The organism is Amycolatopsis sp. NPDC041971, assembly GCF_055588925.1.
In genome coordinates, this window is record NZ_JBVJCE010000011.1 from 193,684 (window position 1) to 206,334 (window position 12,651).

The following is a 12,651-nucleotide window of genomic DNA, read 5'->3' on the forward strand; positions in this document are numbered from 1 at the left end:
ACGTAAAGCGTCACTCACCTGCGGAAACAGGCGTTTCGGCACTGGCGGACACCCGATCCCGGCAGGCCTCGACACGCGTGTCCGACGACGTTCTGCTCGACGCCGCGAAGAAGTGCGTGCTCGCCGTCGGTGTGCGGCGGACCACGCTCGCCGAGATCGCGCGGACCGCGAAGGTCAGCCGGATGACCGTCTACCGCCGGTTCCCGGATGTGCGCAGTGTGCTCGCGACGCTCATGACCCGCGAGTTCGGCGGACTGCTGCGGGGCGCCGCCGAACCGGATATCGAACCGGCCAACTTCCGCGAAAGGCTCGTACAGAGTTCGTCGGCCGCCGTCGCCGCGCTCTCGGGTGATCCGCTGTTCCGGACGCTGCTGGACCTCGACCCCGAACTGGTGCTGCCCTACATCGTCGAGCGGCTCGGGAAGACCCAGCGCTTCGCCGAGGGTGTGATCCTGCACCTGCTGCGCTCCGGCCACGAAGACGGCTCGATCCGCAAGGGCGACCTGCCTTCGCAGGCGCGCACCCTGTTGCTGCTCATCCAGTCTTTCGCGTTCTCCTACCGTCCCGCCACGTCGGACGTGGACGAGAAGAAGCTGCTGGCGGAGTTCGCCCACGTGCTGGAAGCGGCGTTGCGGCCGTGACGGCGGGCTCGCTCAACGCACTCCGGCGCGAACGGGAACTCACGGCGCTGGCCGGCGGCGAGCGGGTCGATCTGGTGGTGGTCGGCGGTGGGGTCACCGGCGCCGGGATCGCGCTGGACGCGGCCGCGCGCGGACTCTCGGTGGCCTTGATCGAAGCGTACGACCTGGCGTACGGGACGTCGCGCTGGTCCAGCAAACTGGTCCACGGCGGGCTCCGCTACCTGGCCAAGGGCGATCTGGCGCTGGCGCACGAAAGCGCCGTCGAACGCGGGATTCTGCTGACCCGCACCGCCCCGCATCTCACCAGGGCGATCCCGCAGCTGTTCCCCATGTACCGCAAGACCTCCCGTGGCCAGCAGGCGTTCATCATGACCGGGCTCGTCGCCGGTGACGGCCTTCGCCGCGCCGCCGGGACCCCGGCGTCAGTACTACCTCGGCCGAGGTCGATCCCGGCCGCGGAGGCGCTGGCACTCGCGCCCGGCCTGACCCCGCAAGGCCTGCGCGGCGCGCTGCTGGCCTACGACGGCGCACTGACCGATGACGCGCGTCTCGTGGTGAGCCTGGCGCGCACGGCGGCTTCGCGCGGCGCGAAGATCCTGACGAAGGTCGAGGCGCTCCGGCTCGACACGGAATCCGTATTGGCCCGGGACAGGCTCACCGGACAGGAGATCGAGATCCGCGCCCGTCAGGTGATCAACGCCACGGGTGTCTGGGCGGGCGAACTGGCGGAGTCGGTGCGGCTGCGGCCTTCTCGCGGCTCACACCTCATCCTGGCCTCGGGGGCGGCGCGAATCGGCGCGACGTCGGTCAACGTGCCCGTCCCCGGTGAGAACAACCGGTTCGTCTTCCTGCTGCCGCAACCCGATGGCCGTGTCTTCGCCGGGGTCACCGACGAACCGATCGACGGCGCCGTCCCGCGGGTGCCGTCCGTGCCGGAGTCCGATGTGGACTTCCTGCTCGAGGTGGCGTCGACGGCGTTCACCCGCCGGTTGACCCGTGCCGACGTCGCGGGCTCGTTCGCCGGGTTGCGCCCGCTGGTCGAAGGCGGTGGGCGCAGTGCGGATCTCTCGCGCAAACACGCGGTGGTGACGGGCGCGGACGGCGTGCTCACCGTCGTCGGCGGCAAGCTGACGACGTACCGGAAGATGGCCGAGGACGCCGTCGATGCCGCGTTGAAGCGCTCCGGGCTCCTCGCCGGGCCGTCGACCACTTCCCGGCTCCCGCTGCTCGGCGCGACACCGCGAGCCCGTCTGTCCACTGTGGACGCGCCTGCCCGGCTGGTCGCGAAGTACGGCACCGAAGCACCGCGGGTCGCGGCACTCGGCGAGGTCGATCCGGAACTGAGCCTGCCCCTGTTCGACGGCACCGAGATCAGCGCGGCGGAGGTCGTCTGGGCCGTGCGGCACGAAGGCGCGCTCGACGTCGAGGACGTCCTGGAGCGCCGCACCCGGCTCGGCCTGGTCGTCTCCGACGCCGAGGCCGCCCGCGCCCGCGTCCGGGAACTCGTCGACAAGTCGCTCGCCGGCCTCTCCTGACCTTCCGCGTTTAGTCCTCTGAATGCGATGAGTCATGCCCTCAGCTTGACGAGTCGTTGGGTTTTTGCAACAGTATGTTCCATGAGTCCGGTCAGACGCGGCAAAGAGCTGCCGATCTACAACCGGCTACCCGTGCTCCGGGCGGAGCGCGGGCTGAGCAGGGCCGCCCTCGCGGTGGCCGTCGAGGTCAATCCACAGACCATCGGCGCGCTCGAACGGGGCGACCACTACCCGAGCCTCGACCTGGCGTTTCGCATCTGCGCGGTGTTCGACCTCCCGGTCGAGGCCGTGTTCAGCCGCGAACCGTTCACGCCACTGTCCACTCAGGTCTACCGGGAGGGGGGAACATGAGTGAGGAGCGAGGCCGTCTCGCGACGTACTGGGAACGTCAGCTGGAACGGCTGGACGAGATCGAACGCAAGCGGGCGCTGAGGCTGCCGACCTGGCGCACGCGGAAACGGCGGCGGACGTTGAGCGTGCTGGTGATCCTCGGCGATCTGGTCCTGATCGCCGGTGCCGCCTTCTTCCGGACAGGGCACGAGCCGGTCTTCTTCCTGGGCTGGTTCGGCGGTTGCGTTCTCGCCGGCGGCGCGCACTACCTGCTGCGGATCCTCACCGGCAAGATGAGCGGCGGGTTCTCGCTCCGGCTCGACGAACGCGAGCGGGAATGGCGCCATCGCGCCACCTTCATCGGCTACCAGGTGCTGGTCGCGCTCATGCTGGTCGCGGTGCTCTACGCCCTGCTCGTCTCGGACACCGAGGACGGCGGCGCGCGCGGCGCGATGATGGCCTGCGCGCTGCTGGTCACCGGCACCACGCTGGCCGCCGTCATCCTGGGCTGGTCGCTGCCGGACGATGATCCCGAGGACTTCACCGACTTCGAGGGGGTGACTCCGGCATGACCGGGGACAAGAAGCGTTACAAGGTGTCCGTCGGCGTGGTCGCCGTCGTGCTGGTGGCGAGTGGGGTCCTCGTCGGCGCGGGCCGGGCGGTCCTGGTGTACCGGGCCACCTCGGTGATGGGCAACGTCAAGCTCGACGGGCTGCTCCAGCGCAACCGCACGATTTCCGGCGTCCATCGGGGAGTCACGGCGCTGGTGCGGTATTTCGAAGAGGGGAAAGGGAAATGAGCGAGGGGAAGCTGGAGATCGACCGGATCTCCAAGAAGTACGGCGCGAAGGTCGCGCTGGACGAGGTGAGCTTCGAGGTCCAGCCCGGTGAGCTGTTCGGGTTCGTCGGCAGCAACGGCGCCGGCAAGACCACCACGATGCGGATCGTCCTCGGGGTGCTGTCGGCCGACTCCGGCCAGGTGCGCCTCGGGGGCGCCCCGATCACCCACGAGTCCCGCACGCATATCGGGTACATGCCGGAGGAACGCGGGCTGTACCCGAAGATGAAGGTGCTGGAGCAGCTGGTCTACCTCGCCGAACTGCACGGGATGTCGGCCAACGAGGCCCACCGCAGCGCCGAGAACTGGATCGCCAGGCTCGGGCTGACCGAACGGCGCAAGGACGAGGTCCAGAAGCTGAGCCTCGGCAACCAGCAGCGCGTGCAGCTCGCGGCCGCGCTGGTGCACGATCCGAGGGTGCTGGTGCTGGACGAGCCGTTCTCCGGCCTCGACCCGCTGGCCGTGGACGTGATGAGCGGTGTGCTGCGCGAGAAGGCCGCGACCGGGGTGCCGGTGGTGTTCTCCAGCCACCAGCTGGATCTGGTCGAGCGGCTGTGCGACCGGGTCGGCATCATCCGAAGTGGACGGATGGTCGCCTCCGGCACCGTCGGCGAGCTGACCGCCGGCGCGGGCAACGGTCTCGTCGTCACCGCGCCCAACGCCGCGCCCGGCTGGGCCTCGGCCGTTCCCGGTGTCCGCTCGGTCGAGCAGAACGGTCCGACGGCGATCCTCGAACTCGAGGCGGGCGCCGACGACCAAGCCGTGCTCGCCGCGGCGCTGGCCACCGGCCCGGTCACCGAATTCACCAAACGCAGGCGTTCGCTGACCGAGCTCTTCCGCGACGCCGTCGCCGAGAAGCCGTCGGCACAAGGAGTTTCCGCATGAACACCGTATCTTCGTGGCGCGCGGTCCGGCTCATCGCCAAACGTGAGCTGAACACCCGGCTGCGCACCCGGTCCTTCGTGATCGGCACCGCCGTGCTGCTGGTCATGCTGATGGGTTACGTCCTGTTGCAGTCCACGCTGATCAGCGACGAGGACAAGAGCAAGGTCGGGCTGTCGGGTCAGACCGCCGGAATCGCGCAGCAACTCCAGACGGCGGGCGCGGCGATCGGCGAGAAGATCGAGACCGTCACCGTCACCGATCCGGCGCAGGGCCGGACGCAGGTCGAGAACGGTGATCTCGACGCGCTGCTGTCCGGCAACGCCACCGAGCTCAAGGTGCTCGTCAAGTCCGAATTGGACACCAAACTGCGTTCCCTGCTGAACGGCGTGTCCCAGCAGGAAGTGCTGAACGGCATCCTTTCCGAGGCCCAGCGGACGCCCGAGGAAGTGATGCAAACGGTCCGCCAGACCCAGGTCGAGGTCGACTCGATCAAACCGCCGGACCCCGAGAAGTCGCAGCGGATGGTGATCGGGCTGATCGTGGCGGTGCTGCTGTACATGAGCATCGTGACCTACGGGACGCTGGTCGCCCAGGGGGTGGTCGAGGAGAAGTCCAGCCGGGTCGTGGAGATCCTGCTGTCCACCGTCCGGCCGTGGCATCTGTTGCTGGGCAAGGTGATCGGGCTCGGCCTGGTCGGGCTGACCCAGCTGGTGATCATCGGCGGCGCCGGGTTGATCGTCGCTTCGGCGACCAACGTGCTGACGCTGTCCGGCGTCGCGACGGGCGCGCTGCTGTGGGGTGTGGTGTGGTACCTGCTCGGGTTCCTGCTGTACGCCACCGTCTACGGCGCGATGGGCTCGCTGGTCTCGCGGCAGGAGGACACGCAGTCGGTCATCGGCCCGGTCAACATCGTGCTGATCCTCGGCTTCATCGTCGGGTTCAACCTGCTGGCGCAGGCGCCGGACGGCACCGGCACGCAGGTCCTTTCCCTGGTGCCGCTGCTCTCCCCGGTGCTGATGCCCGCGCGGATCGCGGCCGGGACCGTCGAGGTGTGGGAGATCGCGTTGTCGCTCGGCCTGACGGTGGCCGCCATCGCCCTGTTCACCTGGCTGGGCGCGCGGATCTACCAGAACAGCGTCCTGCGGGTCGGCAGCCGGATCAAGCTTTCGGAAGCCCTGCGCGGCTGACCTCAAGTCCGTGAAGGCCTCCTTGAGGGACCCAGGGTCCCTCAAGGAGGCCTTCACGGACCTTTGATGGCGCCGTAGCGCTCCAGGGCGACTTGGCGTTCGTGGGCGTGGTCGACCATGGGCGCGGGGTAGTCGGGCACGTCGGCGGGTTTGTGCACCGCTTTCCCTTGCACGGAGCGGAGTTCGGGCACATAACGGCGCACGTAGTCGCCGGACGGGTCGAACTTCTCCCCTTGCGTGATCGGGTTGAAGATCCGGAAGTACGGCGCGGCGTCGGTGCCGCTGCCCGCCACCCACTGCCAGTTCAATTGGTTCGACGCGAGATCGCCGTCGACCAGATGCTTCATGAAATGCCGGGCGCCGAGCCACCACGGCAGATGCAGATCCTTGACCAGGAAACTCGCCACGATCATCCGGACGCGGTTGTGCACCCAGCCCTCGGCGAGCAGCTGGCGCATTCCGGCGTCGACGATCGGGAAGCCGGTGCGTCCTTCGCACCACCGCTGGAACGCCTCGTCGTCGCTCTCGTATTCCATGGCGTCGAAACGGGAATCGTAGTTCTTCCGCGCGGTTTCGGGGCGGTGCCACAGAACATCGGCGTGGAACTCGCGCCAGGCGAACTCGCCGCGCAACGCCTTGGCACCGGATCCCTCGTTCCCGGCGAGGTCGGCCAGCAAGGTGCGCGGGTGCACGCAACCCCAGCGCAGATACGGCGAAAGCCTTGTCGTACCGGGGCGATCCGGCCGGTCGCGATCCTCGTCGTAGGTCTCGAGGCCGTCGTCCAGGAACTCGTGCCAGCGCTCCAGCGCCGCCTTCTCGCCGGGTTCCGGCAGCTCCATCCCGTCGAGCGAGGGGGTTTTCGGGAGCTCGACCGAACGCGGCGGCTCCACCCAGTCCACTATGGACTTTCCCGTGTCCGCGGGCACCGGCCGGCCGTAACGCACCCACGCACGGTAGAACGGGGTGAACACGCGATAGGGCTCACCATCCGGTTTGGTGATCCGGCCTGGCGTGATGGCGTACGAGGACCCCGTCTCGACCCAGGCGATGTCGTGTTCCGCCAACGCCTTCTTGACCGCGTCGTCGCGGCGGCGACCGTACGGGCCGGTGTCCGCGCTGACGTGCACCGCCGCGGCGCCGATCTCGCGCGCGGCCTTGACGACCTCCTCGGCGGGGTCGCCCTTGACGAGCATCAGCCGTCCGCCGAGCTGCTCGTCCAGCGCTTTCAGGCAGCCGTGCAGGAACGCGACGCGCGGGGCGCCGGACGGTTGGAGGAGCGCGTCGTCGAGTACGTACAGCGCGAGGACGTGCTTGCTGTGCTTCGAGGCTTCCAGCAGGGCGGCGTGGTCGCCGAGGCGGAGGTCGCGGCGGAGCCACAGCACTACGGGGGCTTCTCTGGTCACTCGGGCAACCCTAAGCGCGCTCCCCCGACCCCGCACGCCCGAATGCTATGAACGGACCGTTCCTTGCCGAATTTGCAAGGAACGGTCCGTTCATAGCGCTTGCCGGGAGGGGGATCAGCGCTCCGCGATGGGCGCGTAGTCCCGCGACGCGTAGCCGGTGTAGATCTGCCGCGGGCGGCCGATCTTCGTGGCCGGGTCCTGGATCATCTCGCGCCAGTGCGCGATCCAGCCGGGCAGGCGGCCGAGCGCGAACAGCACGGTGAAGTACTTCGTCGGGAAGCCGAGCGCCCGGTAGATCAGGCCGGTGTAGAAGTCGACGTTCGGATACAGCTTCCGCTCGATGAAGTAGTCGTCCGAGAGCGCGGTCTCTTCCAGCTTCTTCGCGATGTCGAGCAGCTGGTCGCCGCCCTTGAGCTTGGCGAGGATCTCGTCCGCGGTGTTCTTGATGATCTTCGCGCGCGGGTCGTAGTTCTTGTAGACCCGGTGCCCGAAGCCCATCAGGCGGACACCCTTTTCCTTGTTCTTCACGCGGGTGACGAACTTCGCGACGTCGCCGCCTTCGGCCTGGATGCCCTCGAGCATGTCCAGCACCGCGCTGTTGGCGCCACCGTGCAGCGGGCCGAAGAGCGCGTTGATACCGGCCGAGATCGAGGCGAACAGGTTCGCCTCGGAGGAGCCGACGAGGCGCACGGTCGAGGTCGAACAGTTCTGCTCGTGGTCGGCGTGCAGGATGAACAGCAGGTCGAGCGCCTTGGCGACGTCCGGGTCGACCTCGTAGGGCTCGGCAGGGAAGCCGAAGGTCATCCGCAGGAAGTTCTCGACAAGGCCGAGCGAGTTGTCCGGGTACAGCAGCGGCTGGCCGACGGACTTCTTGTACGCGTACGCGGCGAGGGTCGGGACCTTGGCCAGCAGACGGATGGTGGACAGCTCCACGTTCGGTTCGTCGAACGGGTTGAGCGAGTCCTGGTAGAAGGTCGACAGCGCGGACACGGCGCTGGAGAGCACCGGCATCGGGTGCGCGTCACGCGGGAAGCCGCTGAAGAAGGCCTTGAGGTCTTCGTGCAGCAGCGTGTGGCGCTGGATCTTCCCGGTGAACTCGGACAGCTGCGTCTGGGTGGGCAGCTCGCCGTAGATGAGCAGGTACGAGACCTCGATGAAGGTGGACTTCTCGGCCAGCTGCTCGATCGGATACCCGCGGTAGCGCAGGATGCCGGCGTCACCGTCGATGTAGGTGATGGCCGACGAGGCGGCACCGGTGTTCACGAACCCCGGGTCGTGGGTGATGTACCCGGTCGTCGCCAGCAGCTTCCCCAGCTCGATCCCAGGCGCGCCCTCGACCGGGTGGATCACCTTGAACTCGTGCTCGCCATCGGGCAGGCGCAGCGTCGCGGTTCGAGGTTCGCTTTCCCGCCGAGAACCAGTTGACACAGTCTCGCCCGTCGTCGCGTCGGACATGTAAGTCCCTCTCACGTTCAGCACGGGCCGGCGGCGCCTGTAGGTTCCACAGGCACGCCCTCTTTCACGCGCGTGACCCACGGCCTCGCTGCACACCGCCCCGCTGGGGTATGAATTCCTCTCCACGCTAGTCGAGAATGGGGTGAACGCGCAGCGGGTGAGTTGCTCACAACAGCCCCTTTGGGACCAGGTTCACACGGCGGATGCCATATCCTCCGCCGTCGGCGGTTCCGCCCCGCTCCGCGAGACGGTGATCGACGCCGCTTTCGCCGCGAATTCGAGCGCCGTACGCCAGCCGTCGGCGTCGAGTGTGGACACCTCACACACCCCGTTCGAGTACAGCCATGCCAGCAGGGCGCCCTGCACGGTGTCACCGGCGCCGATCGTGTCGACGACGTCGACCCGGCGTGACGGGACCTGCGCGATTTCGCCCGCTCGTGTGATGACGGACAGCCCCCGCGCGCCGCGGGTGAGCACGACGGCATCGACTCCGCACGAGGTCCAGACCTTTGCCGCGTCGACCGGATCGGCGCCTTCGGCGAGCCATTCCGTGTCGTCGTCGGAGATCTTGAGCAAGCGGATATGCGGTAACCAGGACTCGAACCTCGCCCGGTACGCCGCCGGATCGGTGATCAGCGCCGCCCGGATGTTCGGGTCGAGGACGGTCAGCACACCGCGGGCGGATTCGCGGCGCAACACGGTTTCGTAGGTGCTCGCCCCCGGCTCCAGGACCATGCCGAGGGTGCCGAGCGAGAGCGCCGTCACATTCTCCGGCAGCGGGCCGGGGTCGCCGACGAGCCTGTCCGCGGTGCCCTCGGTGTAGAAGGTGTATCGCGCGGAACCCTTCTCGTCGAGCGCGACGACGGCGAGCGTCGTCGGCTCGTTTCCCCGTTGCAGCAAGGCGGTATCGACACCGGAGGCGTGCAGCCGGTCCACCAGCGCGACGCCGAACCGGTCATTCGAGACCCGCGAAAAGAACCCCGCCGGGACGCCGAGCCGCCCGGCGGCGAGCGCGACGTTGTACGGACCACCACCCATCCGGGGCAGCAGCGCGCGCAACCCACCGTCCACAGTGGAATCCAACGGTGCACCGGGAACGAGGTCGACCAGCGCCTCTCCACCTACGACGATCACGGGCGCGATGCTAGCCGAGGCGGCGGTGAGACCACCAGAATTGTCAGTTCAGGACATTTTTTGTCGCGATCCGCCAGCCATGCCCCCGCGACCCTCAACGGAGACGCGGACGCGTCGCGATTCCACTCTGGAGAAGTTCCGACAACGCGGTGAACGCTTCGGCGTCGGTCACCCCGGCGCGCTGACCGATGACGCCGGTCTGGATTCCCTCGATGATCAGTCCCGCCATTTCCGCGATCAGCCGCGCGTGCACCTCACGGAAAACGCCGTCGGTGACGCCGCGATCGATGAACGACCGGATCCGCTGGGCCGCGGCGCGACTGTTGAGCTGATACGCGTCCCGCGCCGGCGCGAATTCGGCGATGTCGGTCATGAACGCGGCCGAAGCGCGATTCAGGTACTCGGAGATCCCGGCGAGGTACTCCCCGAGGATCTTGCGGGCGTCGTCGATCCCGTCGATCCGCTCTTCCAGCAGTTCGGCGGCGCCCTTGAAAAAGTGGGTGACGACCTTGACCGCGAGCTGCTCCTTACTGGGGGCGAGCGCGTAGAGGGTCGACTTCGAGCAGCGGAGCCTTGCCGCGAGATCGTCCAGCGTGAACTGGGAAAACCCCTCGGCGAGGAAGATCGCTTCGAGTTCGGAGAGCAGTGCTCTCTGGCGCGCGGTGGGCTGGCGGCGCGGGGTCATGGGATCACTATCCCTCACCCGGATCGTAGGTCTTCAGACAGTTCGTACTGTACTCTTCATAAGCCCACAGTACTGTTTTGAGTACAGTTCAGCTCGGAGGAGCCATGCCGGCGGACCGTCTTCTGCCCAGCACCGAGGCCCAGGATCTGATCGACCTGGCCAAGGAGATCTCGCACGAGGAGCTCGCCCCGATCGCGAGCAAGTACGAAGAGACCGCGCATTTCCCGCGCGAGCAGTTCCGGTTGCTCGGACAGGCCGGGCTGCTCGGCCTGCCGTACGCGGAGCGATGGGGCGGCGGAGACCTGTCATACGAGGTCTACCTGCAGGTTCTCGAGGAGATCGCGGCCGCGTGGATGTCAGTCGGCGTCGGGCTCTCCGTGCACACCATGTCCTGCTTCGCGCTCGCGCACCACGGCACCGACGAACAGCGTGACCGCTGGCTGCCCGCGATGCTGGAAGGCGGCCTGCTGGGCGCGTACGCACTGTCCGAAACCCACGCCGGCTCCGACGCCGCCGCACTTTCCACCCGCGCGCGACTCGATGGCACCCAGTACGTCGTGAACGGCACGAAGGCCTGGATCACCCACGCGGGCGAGGCCGACTTCTACACGACCATGGTGCGCACCAGCGACGACGGCGGACAGGGCATCACCTGTCTCCTCGTCGACGCGGCGACGCCGGGCCTCTCGGCCGCGCCACCCGAGCGGAAGATGGGCCTCACCGGTTCGACCACCGCGCAACTGATGTTCGAAGACGCCGCCGTTGACGCTGAACGCCGGATCGGCGAAGAGGGCCAGGGCCTGAAGATCGCGCTGTCGTCACTCAGCTCCGGACGACTGGGCATCGCCGCTTGCGCCGTCGGGCTCGCGCAGGCCGCGCTCGACGAGGCCCTCGAGTACGCGAAGGGCCGCACGCAGTTCGGGCGGCCGATCATCGAGTTCCAGGGCCTGGAGTTCCTGCTGGCCGACATGGCCGCGACCGTCGAGACCTCCCGCGCCATGTACCTCGACGCCGCCCGCCGCCGCGACCGCGGGCTGCCGTTCCAGCGACAGGCGTCCATCGCGAAGCTCGTCGCGACCGACGGCGCGATGAAGGTGACCACCGACGCCGTCCAGGTCCTCGGCGGGGCCGGATACACGAAGGACTTTCCGGTGGAGCGGTACATGCGGGAGGCGAAGGTGCCGCAGATCTTCGAGGGCACGAACCAGATCCAGCGCATGGTGATCGCGCGGGAACTGCGGAAAACCTGACTCTCCGCGCTGATATGATCACCAGTGGTCACTCAGGAGTCGTGAGACACCGTGGAGGACGTGAGGAGACGCTGTGGCAGTCCTTCCCTACTCCGCGGCCCGGTCGCACGGTGAATCAGGGTGGGCCGTCCCGGATCATCTGCTGTCCGTCGCGGAGTACGCGGCGCTCGGGGAGCCCGATTCCGGATTCACCGAGCTCGTGGAAGGTCGCCTTGTCATGTCGCCGAGCCCCAAGCGGAGACACAACAAGGCGCTCTACGCCTTGGCCAGGCAACTGGAACCCCAGCCGCCCGATCACCTCGAATTCGTCCAGGACATCGACGTGGACCTAGGGCTGGTGCCGCCCGGCGAGCCGGGTTTCGCCAGGCGACCGGAGCTGATCATCGCCCCCCCGTGAAGCGGGCGAGCGGATCGACGAAGAAGACACGATGTACCACGCGGACGACGTCGTCGTGGTAATCGAAATCGTGTCGCCGGGCTCGAAGCGCACCGACTACGTGACCAAACACGGCGAGTACGCCGACGCGGGGATCCCGCACTACTGGATCGTCGACCTCAGCGAGCCCGTCTCACTCGTCGCCTGCCACCAAGCGGGCGAACCCGGCTACCAGGACGCTCCGGCCATGACCGGCGAATTCGCCGCCGCCGAGCCGTTTCCGGTGAAACTGGATCTCGATCGGCTTCTGGGCTAGCCATTCAGTGCCCGGTCGGGCCGAACTGCTGCGGCGGTTGCTGCTGAGGCGGTTGCTGCGGCCGGCCGGCCGGCGGCGGGTACGGCCGCTGATACTGCTGGGCGGGCGGATCGGGCTGCCGCGGCGGGTACTGCTGAACCGCCTGGTTCGCGTACGGCTGCGGGTTTCCTTGCCGCGGCGGGAATCCAGGCTGAGGCTGAACTTGCCACTGCTGCCCTTGCCACTGGGGCTGACCTTGCCACTGGGGCTGCGGCTGCGCGTGCCCACCTTGCGGCGCCGTCACACCAGCCCGCGATGCGCTCCGCCGCTTCCGGATCAGCATCGTCGCGCCGAGCCCGGTCAGCGCGACCCCCACCCCGCCCACCCACAGACCATGGTTCTGAAAGGCCCTCTCGCGGGTTTCGGCACCCTTCTTCATCTCGGTGTAAGTCTCCGTACGGACGGTGCGACCGTTCTTGGTGGTCTCGCAGACGTCGCCGTACGACATGAGCCTGCCGTCGCATTTGACGGCACTCGAGTCTTCGGTCGCCCACATCAGGCAGACACCCAAAAAGCCGAAACCGATCACCAGAACGAGAACCCAGCGCTTCATGTGTTACACACCCTCCCCAGTGTGT

13 protein-coding genes and 1 pseudogene are annotated in these 12,651 nt (G+C 67.9%); 9 read left to right on the forward strand and 5 right to left on the reverse strand.

Features of this window, described 5'->3' with window-relative positions; all coding sequences use genetic code 11:
• Positions 1-77 precede the first annotated feature (77 nt).
• From ACZ6DT_RS22470 to ACZ6DT_RS22500, 7 genes are all read left to right on the forward strand, one after another.
• A complete protein-coding gene (locus ACZ6DT_RS22470) occupies positions 78-641 on the forward strand; it encodes a TetR/AcrR family transcriptional regulator (protein ID WP_465598656.1) in 564 nt (187 codons plus the stop codon).
• Positions 638-2,176, forward strand: coding sequence for a glycerol-3-phosphate dehydrogenase/oxidase (locus tag ACZ6DT_RS22475; RefSeq protein ID WP_465598430.1), 1,539 nt, complete (start codon positions 638-640; stop codon positions 2,174-2,176). Before ACZ6DT_RS22470 ends, ACZ6DT_RS22475 begins: the two co-directional genes overlap by 4 nt.
• An 81-nt stretch (positions 2,177-2,257) precedes the next feature.
• The gene (locus tag ACZ6DT_RS22480) at positions 2,258-2,527 is read left to right on the forward strand and encodes a helix-turn-helix transcriptional regulator (protein WP_465598433.1); all 270 of its coding nucleotides are present in this window, start codon (positions 2,258-2,260) and stop codon (positions 2,525-2,527) included.
• On the forward strand, positions 2,524-3,078 hold the full coding sequence (locus ACZ6DT_RS22485) for a hypothetical protein (protein ID WP_465598436.1): 555 nt from the start codon (positions 2,524-2,526) through the stop codon (positions 3,076-3,078). Before ACZ6DT_RS22480 ends, ACZ6DT_RS22485 begins: the two co-directional genes overlap by 4 nt.
• Positions 3,075-3,305: a hypothetical protein gene (locus tag ACZ6DT_RS22490; RefSeq protein ID WP_465598439.1), complete on the forward strand. Its 231-nt coding sequence runs from the start codon at positions 3,075-3,077 to the stop codon at positions 3,303-3,305. The genes ACZ6DT_RS22485 and ACZ6DT_RS22490 overlap by 4 nt, the downstream gene beginning before the upstream one ends.
• A complete protein-coding gene (locus ACZ6DT_RS22495; protein WP_465598442.1) occupies positions 3,302-4,228 on the forward strand; it encodes an ABC transporter ATP-binding protein in 927 nt (308 codons plus the stop codon). The genes ACZ6DT_RS22490 and ACZ6DT_RS22495 overlap by 4 nt, the downstream gene beginning before the upstream one ends.
• The gene (locus tag ACZ6DT_RS22500) at positions 4,225-5,415 is read left to right on the forward strand and encodes an ABC transporter permease (RefSeq protein WP_465598445.1); all 1,191 of its coding nucleotides are present in this window, start codon (positions 4,225-4,227) and stop codon (positions 5,413-5,415) included. Before ACZ6DT_RS22495 ends, ACZ6DT_RS22500 begins: the two co-directional genes overlap by 4 nt.
• Before the next feature lie 53 nt (positions 5,416-5,468).
• Here the strand turns inward: ACZ6DT_RS22500 and ACZ6DT_RS22505 are convergent, their stop codons facing one another.
• From ACZ6DT_RS22505 to ACZ6DT_RS22520, 4 genes are all read right to left on the reverse strand, one after another.
• Positions 5,469-6,818, reverse strand: a complete 1,350-nt coding sequence (locus ACZ6DT_RS22505) for a cryptochrome/photolyase family protein (protein WP_465598448.1) — start codon at positions 6,816-6,818, stop codon at positions 5,469-5,471.
• 114 nt (positions 6,819-6,932) lie between these two features.
• Positions 6,933-8,273, reverse strand: a complete 1,341-nt coding sequence (locus ACZ6DT_RS22510) for a citrate synthase (RefSeq protein ID WP_465598451.1) — start codon at positions 8,271-8,273, stop codon at positions 6,933-6,935.
• 192 nt (positions 8,274-8,465) lie between these two features.
• Complete coding sequence (locus ACZ6DT_RS22515) at positions 8,466-9,407, reverse strand: carbohydrate kinase family protein (protein WP_465598454.1); 942 nt, start codon at positions 9,405-9,407, stop codon at positions 8,466-8,468.
• 94 nt (positions 9,408-9,501) lie between these two features.
• The gene (locus ACZ6DT_RS22520; protein ID WP_465598456.1) at positions 9,502-10,092 is read right to left on the reverse strand and encodes a TetR/AcrR family transcriptional regulator; all 591 of its coding nucleotides are present in this window, start codon (positions 10,090-10,092) and stop codon (positions 9,502-9,504) included.
• Between the two features lie 104 nt (positions 10,093-10,196).
• Between ACZ6DT_RS22520 and ACZ6DT_RS22525 the strand changes: the two genes are divergently transcribed.
• Entirely contained in the window at positions 10,197-11,342 is a 1,146-nt protein-coding gene (locus tag ACZ6DT_RS22525; protein ID WP_465598459.1) for an acyl-CoA dehydrogenase family protein, read from the forward strand.
• Positions 11,343-11,415: 73 nt separating this feature from the next.
• A pseudogene (locus ACZ6DT_RS22530) lies at positions 11,416-12,034 on the forward strand (Uma2 family endonuclease).
• Between the two features lie 4 nt (positions 12,035-12,038).
• Here the strand turns inward: ACZ6DT_RS22530 and ACZ6DT_RS22535 are convergent.
• Entirely contained in the window at positions 12,039-12,626 is a 588-nt protein-coding gene (locus ACZ6DT_RS22535) for a hypothetical protein (RefSeq protein ID WP_465598461.1), read from the reverse strand.
• Positions 12,627-12,651: the final 25 nt, after the last annotated feature.

Bases quoted from the DNA above. Each gene is read 5' to 3' on its own strand.
- ACZ6DT_RS22480 (WP_465598433.1), top strand. From the start codon at position 2,258: ATGAGTCCGGTCAGACGCGGCAAAGAGCTGCCGATCTACAACCGGCTA.
- ACZ6DT_RS22485 (WP_465598436.1), top strand. From the start codon at position 2,524: ATGAGTGAGGAGCGAGGCCGTCTCGCGACGTACTGGGAACGTCAGCTG.
- ACZ6DT_RS22490 (WP_465598439.1), top strand. From the start codon at position 3,075: ATGACCGGGGACAAGAAGCGTTACAAGGTGTCCGTCGGCGTGGTCGCC.
- ACZ6DT_RS22495 (WP_465598442.1), top strand. From the start codon at position 3,302: ATGAGCGAGGGGAAGCTGGAGATCGACCGGATCTCCAAGAAGTACGGC.
- ACZ6DT_RS22500 (WP_465598445.1), top strand. From the start codon at position 4,225: ATGAACACCGTATCTTCGTGGCGCGCGGTCCGGCTCATCGCCAAACGT.
- ACZ6DT_RS22510 (WP_465598451.1), bottom strand. From the start codon at position 8,273: ATGTCCGACGCGACGACGGGCGAGACTGTGTCAACTGGTTCTCGGCGG.
- ACZ6DT_RS22520 (WP_465598456.1), bottom strand. From the start codon at position 10,092: ATGACCCCGCGCCGCCAGCCCACCGCGCGCCAGAGAGCACTGCTCTCC.
- ACZ6DT_RS22525 (WP_465598459.1), top strand. From the start codon at position 10,197: ATGCCGGCGGACCGTCTTCTGCCCAGCACCGAGGCCCAGGATCTGATC.
- ACZ6DT_RS22535 (WP_465598461.1), bottom strand. From the start codon at position 12,626: ATGAAGCGCTGGGTTCTCGTTCTGGTGATCGGTTTCGGCTTTTTGGGT.